The 13,497-nt window shown below is 75.7% G+C and carries 10 protein-coding genes and 1 riboswitch; of the genes, 5 read left to right on the forward strand and 5 right to left on the reverse strand.

The features are described 5' to 3' along the window. Positions 1–22 precede the first annotated feature (22 nt). The gene (gene melA / locus ACRYMY_RS10235; RefSeq protein ID WP_432547155.1) at positions 23–1,402 is read left to right on the forward strand and encodes an alpha-galactosidase; all 1,380 of its coding nucleotides are present in this window, start codon (positions 23–25) and stop codon (positions 1,400–1,402) included. Positions 1,403–1,416: 14 nt separating this feature from the next. Beyond that, positions 1,417–2,694, forward strand: coding sequence for a glycoside hydrolase family 27 protein (locus tag ACRYMY_RS10240; RefSeq protein WP_432547164.1), 1,278 nt, complete (start codon positions 1,417–1,419; stop codon positions 2,692–2,694). 55 nt (positions 2,695–2,749) lie between these two features. Here the strand turns inward: ACRYMY_RS10240 and ACRYMY_RS10245 are convergent, their stop codons facing one another. From ACRYMY_RS10245 to ACRYMY_RS10265, 5 genes are all read right to left on the reverse strand, one after another. Next, complete coding sequence (locus tag ACRYMY_RS10245; protein ID WP_432547156.1) at positions 2,750–3,973, reverse strand: acyl-CoA dehydrogenase family protein; 1,224 nt, start codon at positions 3,971–3,973, stop codon at positions 2,750–2,752. Then, entirely contained in the window at positions 3,970–5,334 is a 1,365-nt protein-coding gene (locus tag ACRYMY_RS10250) for an LLM class flavin-dependent oxidoreductase (RefSeq protein WP_432547165.1), read from the reverse strand. Before ACRYMY_RS10250 ends, ACRYMY_RS10245 begins: the two co-directional genes overlap by 4 nt. Positions 5,335–5,402: 68 nt before the next feature. After that, positions 5,403–6,221: a carbohydrate ABC transporter permease gene (locus ACRYMY_RS10255; RefSeq protein ID WP_432547157.1), complete on the reverse strand. Its 819-nt coding sequence runs from the start codon at positions 6,219–6,221 to the stop codon at positions 5,403–5,405. Further along, a complete protein-coding gene (locus tag ACRYMY_RS10260; protein ID WP_432547158.1) occupies positions 6,218–7,183 on the reverse strand; it encodes a carbohydrate ABC transporter permease in 966 nt (321 codons plus the stop codon). The genes ACRYMY_RS10255 and ACRYMY_RS10260 overlap by 4 nt, the downstream gene beginning before the upstream one ends. Continuing rightward, entirely contained in the window at positions 7,180–8,598 is a 1,419-nt protein-coding gene (locus ACRYMY_RS10265) for an ABC transporter substrate-binding protein (protein ID WP_432547159.1), read from the reverse strand. The genes ACRYMY_RS10260 and ACRYMY_RS10265 overlap by 4 nt, the downstream gene beginning before the upstream one ends. Before the next feature lie 201 nt (positions 8,599–8,799). After that, positions 8,800–8,895, reverse strand: a riboswitch (SAM riboswitch). Between the two features lie 467 nt (positions 8,896–9,362). Here ACRYMY_RS10265 and ACRYMY_RS10270 point away from each other — a divergent pair. The 3 genes from ACRYMY_RS10270 to rpmA all read left to right on the forward strand — a co-directional run bounded on the left by ACRYMY_RS10270 (position 9,363) and on the right by rpmA (position 13,367). Then, a complete protein-coding gene (locus ACRYMY_RS10270; protein ID WP_432547160.1) occupies positions 9,363–12,644 on the forward strand; it encodes an Rne/Rng family ribonuclease in 3,282 nt (1,093 codons plus the stop codon). A gap of 144 nt (positions 12,645–12,788) precedes the next feature. Then, a complete protein-coding gene (rplU, locus tag ACRYMY_RS10275) occupies positions 12,789–13,100 on the forward strand; it encodes a 50S ribosomal protein L21 (protein WP_432547161.1) in 312 nt (103 codons plus the stop codon). A gap of 9 nt (positions 13,101–13,109) precedes the next feature. After that, entirely contained in the window at positions 13,110–13,367 is a 258-nt protein-coding gene (rpmA, locus tag ACRYMY_RS10280; protein ID WP_432547162.1) for a 50S ribosomal protein L27, read from the forward strand. Positions 13,368–13,497 lie beyond the last annotated feature (130 nt).

The following is a 13,497-nucleotide window of genomic DNA, read 5'->3' on the forward strand; positions in this document are numbered from 1 at the left end:
GTGCCCGCCTAGCGTCGCCCGCATGGCGACGACGCGCTCTCCCAAGATCACCATCATCGGTGCCGGTGGTTTCGTCTTCCCGTTCCGGCTCATCGGCGACCTGCTCAGCTTCCCCGCGCTGCGCGAGGCGCAGCTGTGCCTCATGGACGTCGACGCCGGCAAGCTCGGGCCCGTCGCGGACGCGGCCCGCAAGCTCGTCGCCCACCACGGCTTCGGCACCGACGTGGTGGAGACCCTCGACCGGCGGGCGGCCCTGGACGGGGCCGACTTCGTCATCATCACCTTCCAGGTCGGCGGGGTGGCCTCCTACCGGCACGACGTGGAGATCCCCCGGCGCTACGGCGTCGACCAGCCCGTCGGCGACACCGTCGGGCCCGGCGGGGTGTTCCGCTTCCTGCGCTCCGTGCCCGCCTACGAGGCCATCGCCGCCGACGCCCTCGAGGTCTGCCCCGACGCGGTGTTCATCAACTACGCCAACCCGATGGCCATGGCGACGGCCTTCCTCAACGCCAAGGGGCTGCGGACGGTCGGTCTGTGCCACAGCGTGCAGGGCACCACCCGCATGCTCGCCCGCACCCTCGGCGTCCCCTACGAGGAGGTCAGCTACCTGTCGGCCGGCATCAACCACCAGGCGTGGATCCTCAGCTTCCGCCACCGCGGCGAGGACCTCTACCCGCGCCTGCGCGAGGTGATGAACGAGCGCCACGTCGTCGGGCGCGCCGCTGGCGACCTGCTCGGCGACGACGGCGACCACAGCGGCGAGGCCGCCGGCGCCAGCACCTACGAGGGCGGCAACGAGCAGGTCCGCACGACCCTCATGAACGCCTTCGGCTACTTCGAGACCGAGTCCAGCCACCACGCCTCGGAGTACGTGCCCTGGTTCCGCAAGGACCCCGAGACGGTCCTGCGCTACGTCCCCGAGCGCTGGGACTACTACGAGATCTGCTCCGCCCACGACGACCAGGGCGACATCGACACCCAGCTGGAGGCGCTCAAGACCGAGCTGGCGCCGTCGGTGGAGTACGGCGCCGTCATCGTCAACGCCGTCGTCACCGGCGTGCCCGCCGTCGTCTACGGCAACGTGCCCAACGCGACCGGCGCGATCGGCAACCTGCCGCCGGAGGCGTGCGTGGAGGTGCCCTGCCTCGTCGACGCCAACGGCGTCCAGCCCACCGCCGTGGGCGACCTGCCGCTGCAGCTGGCCGCGCTGAACCGCACCAACATCGGCGTGCAGACCCTCGCCGTGCGGGCCGCGCTCACCGGCGACCGCGAGAACGTGCACCACGCCGTCGCCCTCGACCCGCTGACCTCCGTGCACTGCACGCTGGAGCAGGCGCGCGCCATGACCGAGGAGCTGTTCGCCGCCCACGCCGACCTGCTGCCGCCGGCGCTGCGCGCGTGAGCGCCCGGCCGCCCATGGGGTGGAACAGCTGGGACTGCTACGGCACCACCGTCACCGAGGCCGAGGTCCTCGCCAACGCCCGGTTCATGGCCGAGCACCTGCTGCCGCACGGCTTCGACACCGTCGTCGTCGACATCGACTGGTCCGACCCCACCGCCAGGGCGCACGGCTACAACACCGGCGCGCCGCTGCACCTGGACGAGCACGGCCGGCTGCTGCCCGACCCGGTGCGGTTCCCCAGCGCGGCCGCAGGAGCGGGTTTCGGCCCGCTGGCCCGGCAGGTGCACGACCTCGGGCTGCGCTTCGGGATCCACGTGATGCGCGGCGTCCCGCGGCTGGCCGTCGAGCGCGGCACGCCCGTCCTCGGCACCGGCGCGAGCGCCGCCGACGTCGCCGACCCGGCGAACGTGTGCGAGTGGAACCCCCACATGCTCGGCCTGGACCACCGCCACCCGGGCGCGCAGGCCTACGACGACTCCGTGCTGGCGCTGTACGCCGGGTGGGGCGTGGACTTCCTCAAGGTCGACGACATGCTGTGGCCGTACCAGCGGGCGGAGATCGAGGCCTTCTCCCGCGCGGTCGCCGGCTGCGGGCGGCCCATGACGGTGAGCCTGTCCCCGGGGCGCGACCTGTCGCTGGCGCGGCTGGAGCACCTGCGCGAGCACGCGACGATGTGGCGGATCTGCGACGACCTGTGGGACCGGTGGGAGGACGTCGAGGCCAACTTCGCGCGCTTCGCCCGCTGGGCCCCGCACGCCGGCCCCGGCGGCTGGCCCGACGGGGACATGCTGCCGCTGGGCCGGATCGGGATCCGCGCCGAGCGCGGCGAGCCCCGCGACGACCGCCTGACGCCCGCCGAGCGGCGGACCCTCGTGACGCTGTGGGTCGTGGCCCGCTCGCCGCTGATGGTCGGCGGTGACCTGCCCGGCTCCGACCCGGCCACGATCGCGCTGCTGACCAACGACGATGTGCTGGCGGTGCTGGGCGCCAGCGGCAACCGGGAGGTGTTCCGCGAGGACCCGCTCGTGCTGTGGACGGCGCGCGACGGGGACACGGGCTACGTCGCGGCCTTCAACCTCGGCGACGAGCCCCTCGACGTCGCCCTCGACAGCCTGGACGTGGACCTGCCCGCGCGGCTGGGCACCGTGCAGGAGCTGTGGAGCGGGCAGGTCGTGCCGACGGTGGAGGTGACCCGCCAGGAGGACGTCACCCGCGGGGTCGCGCCGGGCAGCACCGCCGTCCCCGTGCGCCTGGAACCGCACGGCGCCGTCCTGCTGCGCCACACCCCCTGAGCGTCCTCCACGACGCCACCGCGCGGCCGGGCCCGTGCCCGGCCGCGCGGGCGGTTCACGTGTAGAGCGTGAACGGCGGGTGCGTGCCGTTGAGGAAGTGGTCGCCGACCTCGCGGGCCTTGTACTGCACCGGGTCGTGCAGCGTGTGCGTGCGCACGTTGCGCCAGAACCGGTCGAAGCCGTACCGGTTGCCGGTGGCGCGCGCGCCCGTCACCTCGAACACCGCCGAGGTGGCCTCCACCGCCAGGTCGGAGCTGACGACCTTCAGGGCGGCGATCTCCTCGGCCACCTCCCCGCGCTCGTGCCACGTCAGGTCCGCGCCGCGCGCATGCGCCTCGTCCAGGGCCGCGCCGACGCTGCGGCCCAGCGCCTCCGCCGCCCGCAGCCGCGCGACGAGGCGGCCGTAGGTGGCCAGCACGTACGGGTCCTGCGCGGCCTCCCGCACGTCCGAGAGCAGCCACGGCCGCGACGTCGTGCGCGTGTACGCCGCGGCGGTCTCCAGGGCCCCGCGCGTGACGCCCAGGTAGAAGTGCCCGAACGCCGCCTGGATCGCCGGGGTGACCAGCGAGCCGAAGGGCCCGCCGTCCTCGGGGCTGCCGAGCACGGCGTCGGGGTCGATGCGCACGTCGTCGAAGTGGACGCTGCCGCTGGCCGACAGCCGCTGCCCCAGGTTGTCCCAGTCGCCGCCCTTGACGAACCCCGGCGCCTCGCGCGGCACGACGACCAGCAGGCCGCGGCCGGTGTCGTCGGCGACCCCGCCCACGACCGTCACGTCGCCCGTGCTGGCGCCCGTGGCGAAGCTCTTGGTGCCCCGCAGCAGGTAGCCGTCGCCGTCGCGCACGAGCTGCAGGTCGGGGTCGACGGGGTTGACCGCGTCGCCCCACAGCCACTGCGCGCGCGCCGACGGCACGCCCCAGCGCTCGCGGCCCGCCTCGTCGGCCACCCACACGAGGTTGTGGGCGTTGACGTAGTGGTACGCCAGCAGCTGGGCGATCGAGCCGTCCGCGGTGGCGAGTTCGCGCACCACCTCCAGCGCGAGCGACCACGGGTGCCCGCCGCCGCCCACTTCGCGCGGCAGCAGCAGCGCGGGCAGGCCGGCGGCGCGCAGGAGGCCGGCCTCGGTGAACGGCTCGGCACCGGCCCGGTCGCGCTCCAGCGCGTCCTCGGCCAGGCGGGCGGCCACCCCCCGGGCGGCGGCCAGCGCGGCGTCGGCGTCCGCCGGCACGGGACCGGCCGCCGTGGCGCCCGCGGTGGTCGTGGGCTCGGTCGTGGTGGTCATCGGTTCTCCTCCTGACGGGCGTGCACGAGCGAGGCGCGGTACCGGGCGCCGGGGTGGTCGTCGCGCAGGTGCACCTGCCCCTTGCCGTACACCGACTCGCGCAGGGTCTCGCCCTCGTAGTCCTCCGGGTACACCCCGCGGCGCTGCAGCTCCGGGACCAGCAGCTCCACGAGGTCCTCGAAGGTGCCGGGGGTGACGGCGTAGGCGCAGTTGAAGCCGTCGACGTCGCCGACGTCCATCCAGCGCTCCAGCTCGTCGGCCACCGTGGCCGGCGAGCCGACGACGACCGCGCCCATCCCGCCGATGCCGACGTGGTGCGCGATGTCGCGCGGGGTCCACCTCCGGTGCGGGTCGGCCGTGGAGAACGCCTCGACGGCGCTGCGCACGGCCTCCGTCTCGGCGTACTCCAGCGGCTCGTCCGGCGGGTACGTCGACAGGTCCAGCCCGCTCCACCCGCCGTACAGGGTCAGCGCGCCGTCGTAGCTGACGTACCGCAGGTACTCCTCGTGCTTGGCGCGCGCCTCCTCGTCGGTGGGGGCCGTGATGATCGTGACGAGGGTGAACACCTTGACGCTGCGCGGGTCGCGCCCGGCGGCGGCGACCTCGGCCCGCAGCCGGTCCACCCACGGGCGCATCACCTCCGGGCGGGTGGCGGTGTTGAACACCGCCTCGCCGTGCCGGGCGGCGAACGCGATGCCGCGCGGGGATGCGCCGGCCTGGAAGATGACCGGGGTCCGCTGCGGCGACGGCGCGGTCAGGCCGATGCCGGGCACGTCGAAGAACTCCCCGTGGTGCTCGACCGGGTGCACCTTCGCCGGATCGGTGAACACCCCGGCCTCGGCGTCGCGGACGACGGCGTCGTCCTCCCAGGAGCTCTCCCACAGCTTGTAGCAGACCTCCAGGAACTCCTCGCCCAGCTCGTAGCGCTGGTCGTGGCGGACCTGCCTGTCCAGGCCGAGGTTGCGCGCCGCGCTCTCCAGGTAGGAGGTGACGACGTTCCAGCCGACCCGGCCGTTCGTGTAGTGGTCCAGCGTCGCCATCCGGCGGGCGAACGCGTACGGCTTCTCGTACGTCAGCGACACCGTGAGCCCGAACCCGAGGTGCTCGGTGACGGCGCCCATCGCGGAGACCGCCATCAGCGGGTCGCCCACCGGTACCTGCGCCGCCTCGCGCAGCGCCGTCTCCGGGCCGTCGCGGTACACGTCGTAGATCCCGAGCACGTCGGCCACGAACAGGGACGTGAACCGCCCGCGCTCCAGCAGCTTCGCCAGGTCGGTCCAGTAGCGCAGGTCGTCGTAGCGGTGCGACTGGTCGTCCGGGTGGCGCCACAGGCCCGGCGACTGGTGGGCCACGCAGGTCATGTCGAAGGCGTTGAGGTGGATGCGGCGGGTCAACGTCGGCCTCCCAGGGGTGGCGGGGTCGGTGGGGGTCACTTCACGGCGCCGGCGGACAGCCCGCCGACGAGCCAGCGCTGCGCGACGACGGCCAGCACGTACATCGGCACGATGCCGACCAGCGAGGCCGCGGCCTGCTGGCCGAACTGCACGGTGCGGTCGCCCTGGAACAGCGACAGGCCGACCGTCAGGGTCTGGCTGCTGCTGCTGCTCGCGAACGACACCGCGAACAGGAACTCGTTGTAGCTGAGGAACAGGCAGATGAGCAGAGCCGCGACCAGGCCGGGCGCCAGCAGCGGCAGCACGAGGCGGACGAGTCCGCCCGTGGTGCCCAGCCCGTCCACCCAGCCGGCCTCCTCGACCTCCAGCGGCACGCGGCGCACGAACCCGTCGAGCAGCCAGACGGCCACCGGGACGTTCGCCAGGCCGTTGACGAGGACCAGGCCGAGCACGTTGCTGGTCAGCCCGCCGGACTTCAGCAGGTAGTACAGCGGCAGGACCGCCACGATCGGCGGTGCGCAGTAGCTGGCCAGCAGGAGCGTCTGCAGCCGTTCCCCGCGCGCGCCCGCGCGGGCGGTGACGTACGCCGCGGGCACCGCGATGAGGGACGTGACGAGCGTGGCGCCGACCGCGACGACCCAGGAGTTCGCGAGCATCGAGGACAGGTCCACCGTCGCGAACGCGGCCGGGTAGTTGTCCCACACCAGCCGCGTGGGCAGCCAGCCGCCGTTGGCGACGTCGTCGACGCTGCGCAGCGACAGCGAGACGAGGAACAGCACCGGCACCAGCGCCACGAACGCCACCAGCGCCAGCACGAGCCGCAGGCCGCTGCGGCGCAGCACCGCGGCGCTCACCGGTCCGCCCGCACGGCGCGGGCGCGCAGCAGCGTCACCGCGGTCGTCAGCAGGCCGACGAGCAGGGCGAAGACGAGGGTCTGCGCGGCGGCCACCCCGATCTCGTAGCTGCCGCGCATGCCGGTGCGGTAGATCTCGAAGCTCGTCACCACGGTCGACAGGCCGGGCCCGCCCTGGGTGACCACCGCGACGAGGTCGAACACCTTCAGCCCGACGACGAGCTCGACCAGCAGCACGCCGAGCACGCTGGGCAGGACCACCGGCCACACGACGTGCGTGAACGTGCGCACCCGGCCCGCGCCGTCCAGGGCCGCGGCCTCCCGCAGCTCCTCGTCCACCCCCAGCAGCGCCGCGAACACCAGCAGCGTCACCAGCGGCGTCCACTGCCACACGTGCATCACGACGAGCGCGGCGAACGCCCCGACGCTGTCGCCCAGCGGGTTCGCCCCCGGGAACCCGAGGGCGCTGAACACCCCGCCGAACGCGCCGCCGACGGGGGCGAGCATGAGCTTCCACGCCACGCCCACCATCACCGGCGGGGTCACCAGGGGCAGCAGCAGCACCGTGCCCACGACCCCGAACCGCGTGCCGCGCGCGTGCAGCAGCAGCGCCAGCGCGGTGCCCAGCGCGGTGGTCCCCAGCGACGCCGCCACCGCGAACACGACCGAGCGCACCAGCGACCCGGCGAACGCGACCGACTGCCACGCCTCCACGAAGTTGGCGACGCCGGTGGAGCCGCGCAGCGGACGCGCCAGCGAGGAGTCGGAGAACGCCAGCAGGACCACGAACACCGTCGGGTAGGCGAGCATGACGAGCAGTCCCAGCAGGCTGGGCGCGGCCAGCCAGCCCGGCACGTGGCCGGGACGGTGCCGCCCCGGCACCGCGCGCGGCGGGGCGCCGCCACCGGTGACCGCGCGGCGCCCCTGGCGCGGGACGCGGCGGACGTCGAGGCCGCTGCTCATCCGAGCTCGCGCTCCCAGGTGTCCTGCGCGGTGCCCAGCGCCGTCTCGACGTCCTGGCTGCCCTGCATCGCCAGCGCGAGCTGGTCGACGAGGTCCTGCAGCAGCTTCGGCGCCCCCGCCCGCCGCGGCCAGGCCAGCGCGTCGCTGGTCAGGCCCTCGCGGATGACGTCGGTCGCGGCGCCGGCCGCCGCGGCGTACTCCGGCGACTCCAGCACGCTCGTGCGGGCCGGGTCGATGCCCGACCCGGCGGTGGAGGCCAGCAGGAAGTTGCGCTCGCGGTCCGTCGCCCACTTCACGAACGCCGCGGCGACCTCCGGCTGCCCCGACCCCGTCGACACCCCGAGGCCGAAGCCGGCCTCCAGCGCGGTGCGGGGCGTCGTGTTCGACCCGCCCACCGGCAGGGTGACGACCCCCCACTTGTCGACCACCTGCGAGCTCTCCGGGTCCTGCGCCTTCAGGCCCAGGTCGGTCCAGGTGTCGATCATGGCGCCCTGCCCGGCCAGGAAGGCGGAGTTGGCCTGGTCGAAGCCCGTCTGCAGCGGGGTGGGCAGCGCGTGCGGCTGCACGTCCACGAGGTGCTGCAGCGCGGCCACCGCCGCCTCGCTCGTCAGGGTCGGGCGGCCGGAGTCGTCCACGAGCGTGCCGCCGTAGCCGGCCAGGCGGTTGACGAAGGAGCAGCCGAGGATCATCGGCACCTGCTGCGCCTGCACGACGGCGCCGTGGACGCTGCCGCCGGAGTCGCGGGTGATCTTCGCGGCGGCCTCGTCGTACTCGTCCCACGTGGCCGGCGGCGCGACGCCGTACCGCTCGAACACCTCGGCGTTGTAGTAGAGGACGTGCGTGTCGCCGTCGAACGGCAGGCCGTACCGGCGCCCGTCGAGCAGCGTGTACGGGTCGTGGACCGCCGGCAGGAAGTCGTCGGCGGCGATGTCGTCGTTGGCGCCGATCCAGTCCGTCAGGTCGACCAGCGCCTCGGCCTCCACGAGGTCGCCCAGGCCGAAGTAGAAGTAGTCGAAGACGTCGAACTCGCCGGCGCCGCCCTGCACGTCGAGGACCTGCTGGCTCGTCAGCTGGTCGTAGGGGACCGCCGTCACGTCCAGCGTGCCGCCGAACTCCTCGGCGAAGGCCGGGCCGAGCAGTTCGGTGAAGGCCAGCCGGTGCGGCTGGTTGACCATCAGCTTGATCGTCGCACCGCGCAGGTCGGCAGCGGGCTCGGCGGCCAGGGCGCTGCTGCTCGAGGCGCCGCCGCAGGCGCTCAGGGAGCCGGTCGCGGCCAGGCCGCCGAGGCCGAGGGCGCCGCCGAGCAGGCGGCGGCGGGAGGTGCGGGCGCGCAGGAGGGCGTCGAGGGACCGCGCGCGGTGGGACAGGGGGGACGCGTGAGACGGGTGGGGCTGCTGGGACGCGGGCGAGGGCATGCGTGGTCTCCGGGGGGTCGCGGACGCGTGCGTCCGTGCGGGAGGTGGGGATCGGGCGCGGGAGGGCCCGGGAGGTGGCCGGTGCGGCCGGGGGTCAGGCCGCCGGCGGCCGACAGGTCGCCGAGCTCGTGCGGGCGAGGTCGACGTGCAGCCGCCGCACCAGGCCGGTGCGGGCGGACGGGGCTCCAGGGCGCACTGCTGCCTCCATCGTCCCTGGCGGGAGCACCTGCCGCGGGGAGCCCGCGGTGGTTGCTGTGGCGTCGTCGAGCCAGGTCTCTCGGCCACTCTGGATGGGTGTGCGGGGGAGCGTAGCGGACGTGCGGGTCCCCGGGGAGCACCTGCGCTGGACCGTTCCACCGGTCGTCCCCGGTCCGCGCGGCGACCCCTGGACCGGCGCGCGCCCCGGCCCGCCCGGCGCGCCGGGGCGCGCGGCGCGAGCTCCGGACCGCCTCGCGGGCGCTGTGAGACACTGCACGTGGTCGTGCGTCCCCTCACACCGGGCGCCCGGCCCGCCGACGTGACCGACGCCCCACCGGGGAGTCCGGGCCGCGCCGGGGCCCCAGGGCCCGGCCGGCGCCCCGGGCCCGCGGGACGGGCGGCGAGCGCCGGCGACGCACCGGCGGCCGCCGCGGACCGACCGCGAACCGCCGGGGTGGACGACTGGACTTCCGTCGGTCGGGACCGATCCCGCCCGACGAGCCCGACGAGACGCCCGGGCGGTCGCGGGGCACCGGTGTGGCGGCCGCCGCGGGCGACGGAGACCCGTGACGACGACCCCTGACGAGAACACCGACGGCGCTGCGACGACGGCGGGCGAGAGCGCCGCCGCCGCAGCCCCCGCGCCCGGCGGCCCCGAGCAGACCCCGGCCCGACCCGCGCGCCGGCGCCGCGCCGCCAGCCGGCCCGCCGGCCCGCCCGTGCGCGCCGAGGACCCGACGCCCGCGGACGCCCCCGCACCGCGGGCTGACACCCCCGCTGACACCCCCGCTGACACCCCCGCTGAGACCCCGGCGGAGGTCCCCGCCGAGGCCCGCGCGGCCTCGCCGTCGCCGGCCGCGCAGGACCCGGGTGACGTGCCCGCGGAGACCATCAAGCCCCGCCGGACCCGCCGCACCCGCAAGACCGCGGCGGCTGCACCCGCCACCGAGCCGGTCGCCGAGCCGGTCGCCGAGCCGGTCGCCGAGCCGGTCGCCGAGCCCACCGCGGACCAGCTCGCCGACCCGGTCGCCGACCAGGCCGCTGAACCCGTGACCGAGCCGGTCGCAGCGGCGCGGCCGCGCCGCCGCCGCGCCACGCGGGCCGCCGCCGCCCCCGAGCCCACCGCGGAGGTGGCCGCCGAGCCCGCCGAGCCCGCCGAGCCCGCCGAGCCCGCCGAGGTGGCGCCCGGGAGCGCGCAGGAGCCCGCCGCGGAGGCCACCGCCGAGGAGGCCGCTGCCGCTGCGGCCGCGGCCGTGGCGCCGGCCCCCCCGGAGCCCGAGCCGGTCCCGGGGCCCGCCGCGCAGGAGGCCGCCGCCCAGCGGTCGGCCGGTGAGCCGGCACAGCAGCGCGACGACCGCGCCGAGCGCGGTCGCGCCGCCGTCGACGACCTCATGGACGACCCCGTCCTGCTGCGCGCCGCCGGGTTCGCGCGCACGGGCGGCGCCGACCGGGCCGCGGAGGCCGCGGCCCGCGCGACGGCCGTCTTCTTCCAGGCGCCCGACGTCGAGCAGCCGCGCCGCCGCCGGGCCTCCTCGCCCGCCGGCCCGCCGCGCCACCGCGACGACCGCGACGACGAGCGGGCGCGCGGCTGGGACGACGCGGACGGGTCCGACGACGACCTCGCCGAGGACCTGGCCGACGACCCGACCGAGGACCCCGCCGGCGACCCCGCGGCCCGCGGTCCGCGCGAGGACGCGGCCGGCGAGGACGACGAGGACGGTCCCGACGCGGCCGGCGACGACCGCGACGACCGCGAGGACGAGGGCGACGACGAGGGCGCCCCGCGCCGCCGCCGCCGCCGGGGTGGCCGGGGCCGCCGCAGCCGCGCCCGCGGTGACGAGCGCGCCGAGGGCGAGGACGGCGGCGACACCGACGAGACCGACGATGCCCGTCCCGCGGACGGTGCGGGCACCGGTGCCGACGACGAGGGCGCCGACGAGGACGCCGAGCGCGCGGGCGACCGCGACGAGCGCGAGGACGCCGGCGGCGAGTCGTCCTCCTCGCGCCGCCGCCGTCGCCGTCGCCGCCGCGGTGGCTCGGACGGCGACGAGCCGTCGCCGGACGACCCGCCGAACACGGTCGTGCGGGTGCGCGAGCCCCGCCGCTCCCGCGGCACCGGCGGCGCCGGCGGCACCGGGGAGGACGAGATCACCGCGCTGAAGGGCTCCACCCGCCTGGAGGCCAAGAAGCAGCGCCGCCGCGAGGGGCGCGAGCAGGGCCGCCGGCGCGCGATCCTCACCGAGGCGGAGTTCCTGGCCCGCCGCGAGAGCGTCGAGCGCGTCATGGTGGTGCGCGAGAAGGACGGCGTCACCCAGATCGGCGTCCTCGAGGACGGCATCCTCGTCGAGCACTACGGCGCCCGGAAGGCGCAGACGACCATGGTCGGCAACGTCTACCTCGGCCGGGTGCAGAACGTCCTGCCGGGCATGGAGGCGGCCTTCGTCGACCTCGGCCGGGGCCGCAACGCCGTCCTGTACGCGGGCGAGGTCAACTGGGACGCCGCGGGCCTGGAGGGCCAGCCGCGGCGCATCGAGGCGGCCCTGAAGTCCGGCGACAGCGTCCTCGTCCAGGTGACCAAGGACCCCGTCGGGCACAAGGGCGCCCGCCTGACCAGCCAGGTCTCGCTGCCCGGCCGCTACCTCGTGTACGTGCCGCGCGGGTCGATGACCGGCATCTCCCGCAAGCTGCCCGACACCGAGCGCGCGCGCCTGAAGAAGGTCCTCAAGCAGGTGGTGCCCGAGGGCGCCGGCGTCATCGTGCGCACGGCCGCCGAGGGTGTCTCCGAGGAGGAGCTGGCCGCGGACGTGCGCCGGCTGCAGGCCACGTGGGAGGCGGTGCAGGAGAAGGCCCGCTCCAAGGGCGCGCCGCTGCTGCTGCACGGCGAGCCCGACCTGACCGTCCGGGTCGTGCGCGACGTCTTCAACGAGGACTTCTCCCAGCTCGTCGTCTCCGGCGAGGAGGCGTGGCGCACGGTGCACGGCTACGTCTCCGACGTGGCGCCCGACCTGCTGGACCGCCTGGAGCGCTGGGAGTCCGAGGCGGACGTCTTCGCCGAGACCCGCGTCGACGAGCAGCTGCAGAAGGCGCTGGGCCGCAAGGTGTGGCTGCCCTCGGGCGGCTCGCTGGTCATCGACCCGACCGAGGCCATGCACGTCATCGACGTCAACACCGGCAAGTTCACCGGGTCCGGCGGCACGCTCGAGGAGACGGTCACCCGCAACAACCTCGAGGCGGCCGAGGAGATCGTGCGGCAGCTGCGGCTGCGCGACATCGGCGGGATCATCGTCATCGACTTCATCGACATGGTCCTGGAGTCCAACCGCGACCTGGTCCTGCGCCGGCTCGTGGAGTGCCTGGGCCGCGACCGCACCAAGCACCAGGTCGCGGAGGTCACCTCCCTGGGCCTGGTGCAGATGACCCGCAAGCGCACCGGGCAGGGCTTGGCGGCCGTCCTCGAGGAGCTGCAGGCGCCCGAGGAGCCGCAGCGGTCCGGTCGCGGCGAGGGCGGCGGCCGCGGGGACAGCGCGAACGGCGGTCACGGCGGCGGCGGTCGCAGCGACAGCGGTGGCAACGGCGGCGGCAACGGCGGTGGCAACGGCGGTGGCGGCGGCAAGCGCCGCCGCGGTCGCGGTGGCTCCGGCTCCGGGAGCGGTGACGACGGCGGCTCCGGCGGCTCCGGCGGCGCGGTCGAGCAGACCGGGCGCGGGGGTGACGCCGACCAGGCGCCCGCCCCGGCCAAGGACCCCGCGAAGGAGGCCGCGGTGATGGCGGCCATCGCCGCGGTCGCCGCCGCGGCGCGGACCACGGCCCCCGGTGGGCCGGAGTCCCCGGCGGTCCCGGAGGCCTGACGCGGCCGGGGAGACCGGGTCGTTTTGACCCGGTCTCCCCGGATCCGTACGCTTGACCCTTGGTGCGCCGTCGTGCGCGTGCCGCGGACGCCCCGGGTGTCCAGCGGCGCTTGGACAGTTCGGAACGAGAGAAACGGGTTCGTTGTGGTCTACGCGATCGTCCGCGCCGGCGGCCGGCAGGAGAAGGTCTCGGTCGGCGACGTGCTGACCATCGACCGCGTCGCCGCGGGCAGCGGTGAGACGCTGCAGCTGCAGCCGCTGCTCCTCGTCGACGGCACCGACGTCACCTCCGACGCCGGGAAGCTCGCCGGTGTCCGCGTGACGGCGGAGGTGGTGGAGGCGGCCAAGGGCCCCAAGATCACCATCCTCAAGTACAAGAACAAGACGGGTTACCGCAAGCGCCAGGGTCACCGCCAGAAGCTGACCCGCGTCAAGATCACCAGCATCGGGGAGTGACGTCACCTCATGGCACACAAGAAGGGCGCGAGCTCCTCGCGCAACGGTCGTGACTCCGCGGCGCAGCGCCTCGGCGTGAAGCGCTTCGGCGGGCAGGTCGTCAACGCGGGCGAGATCCTCGTCCGCCAGCGCGGCACCCACTTCCACCCCGGCGCCGGCGTCGGCCGCGGCGGGGACGACACCCTGTTCGCCCTGGTCCCCGGTGCCGTGGAGTTCGGCACCCGCCGCGGGCGCAAGGTCGTCAACGTCGTCGCCGCGGGCGAGTGACACCAGCTCCAGCGTGAGCCGAGGAGGGGGGGGGGGGGGGGGGGGCGCCCGCCCCCCCCCCCCCCCGACCCCCGGCCCCCCCCCCCGCCGCCCCCCCCCCCCCCCCCCCCCCCCCCCCCCCCCCCCCCCC

Source organism: Kineococcus haloalkalitolerans, from assembly GCF_050871905.1.
GTDB lineage: Bacteria > Actinomycetota > Actinomycetes > Actinomycetales > Kineococcaceae > Kineococcus.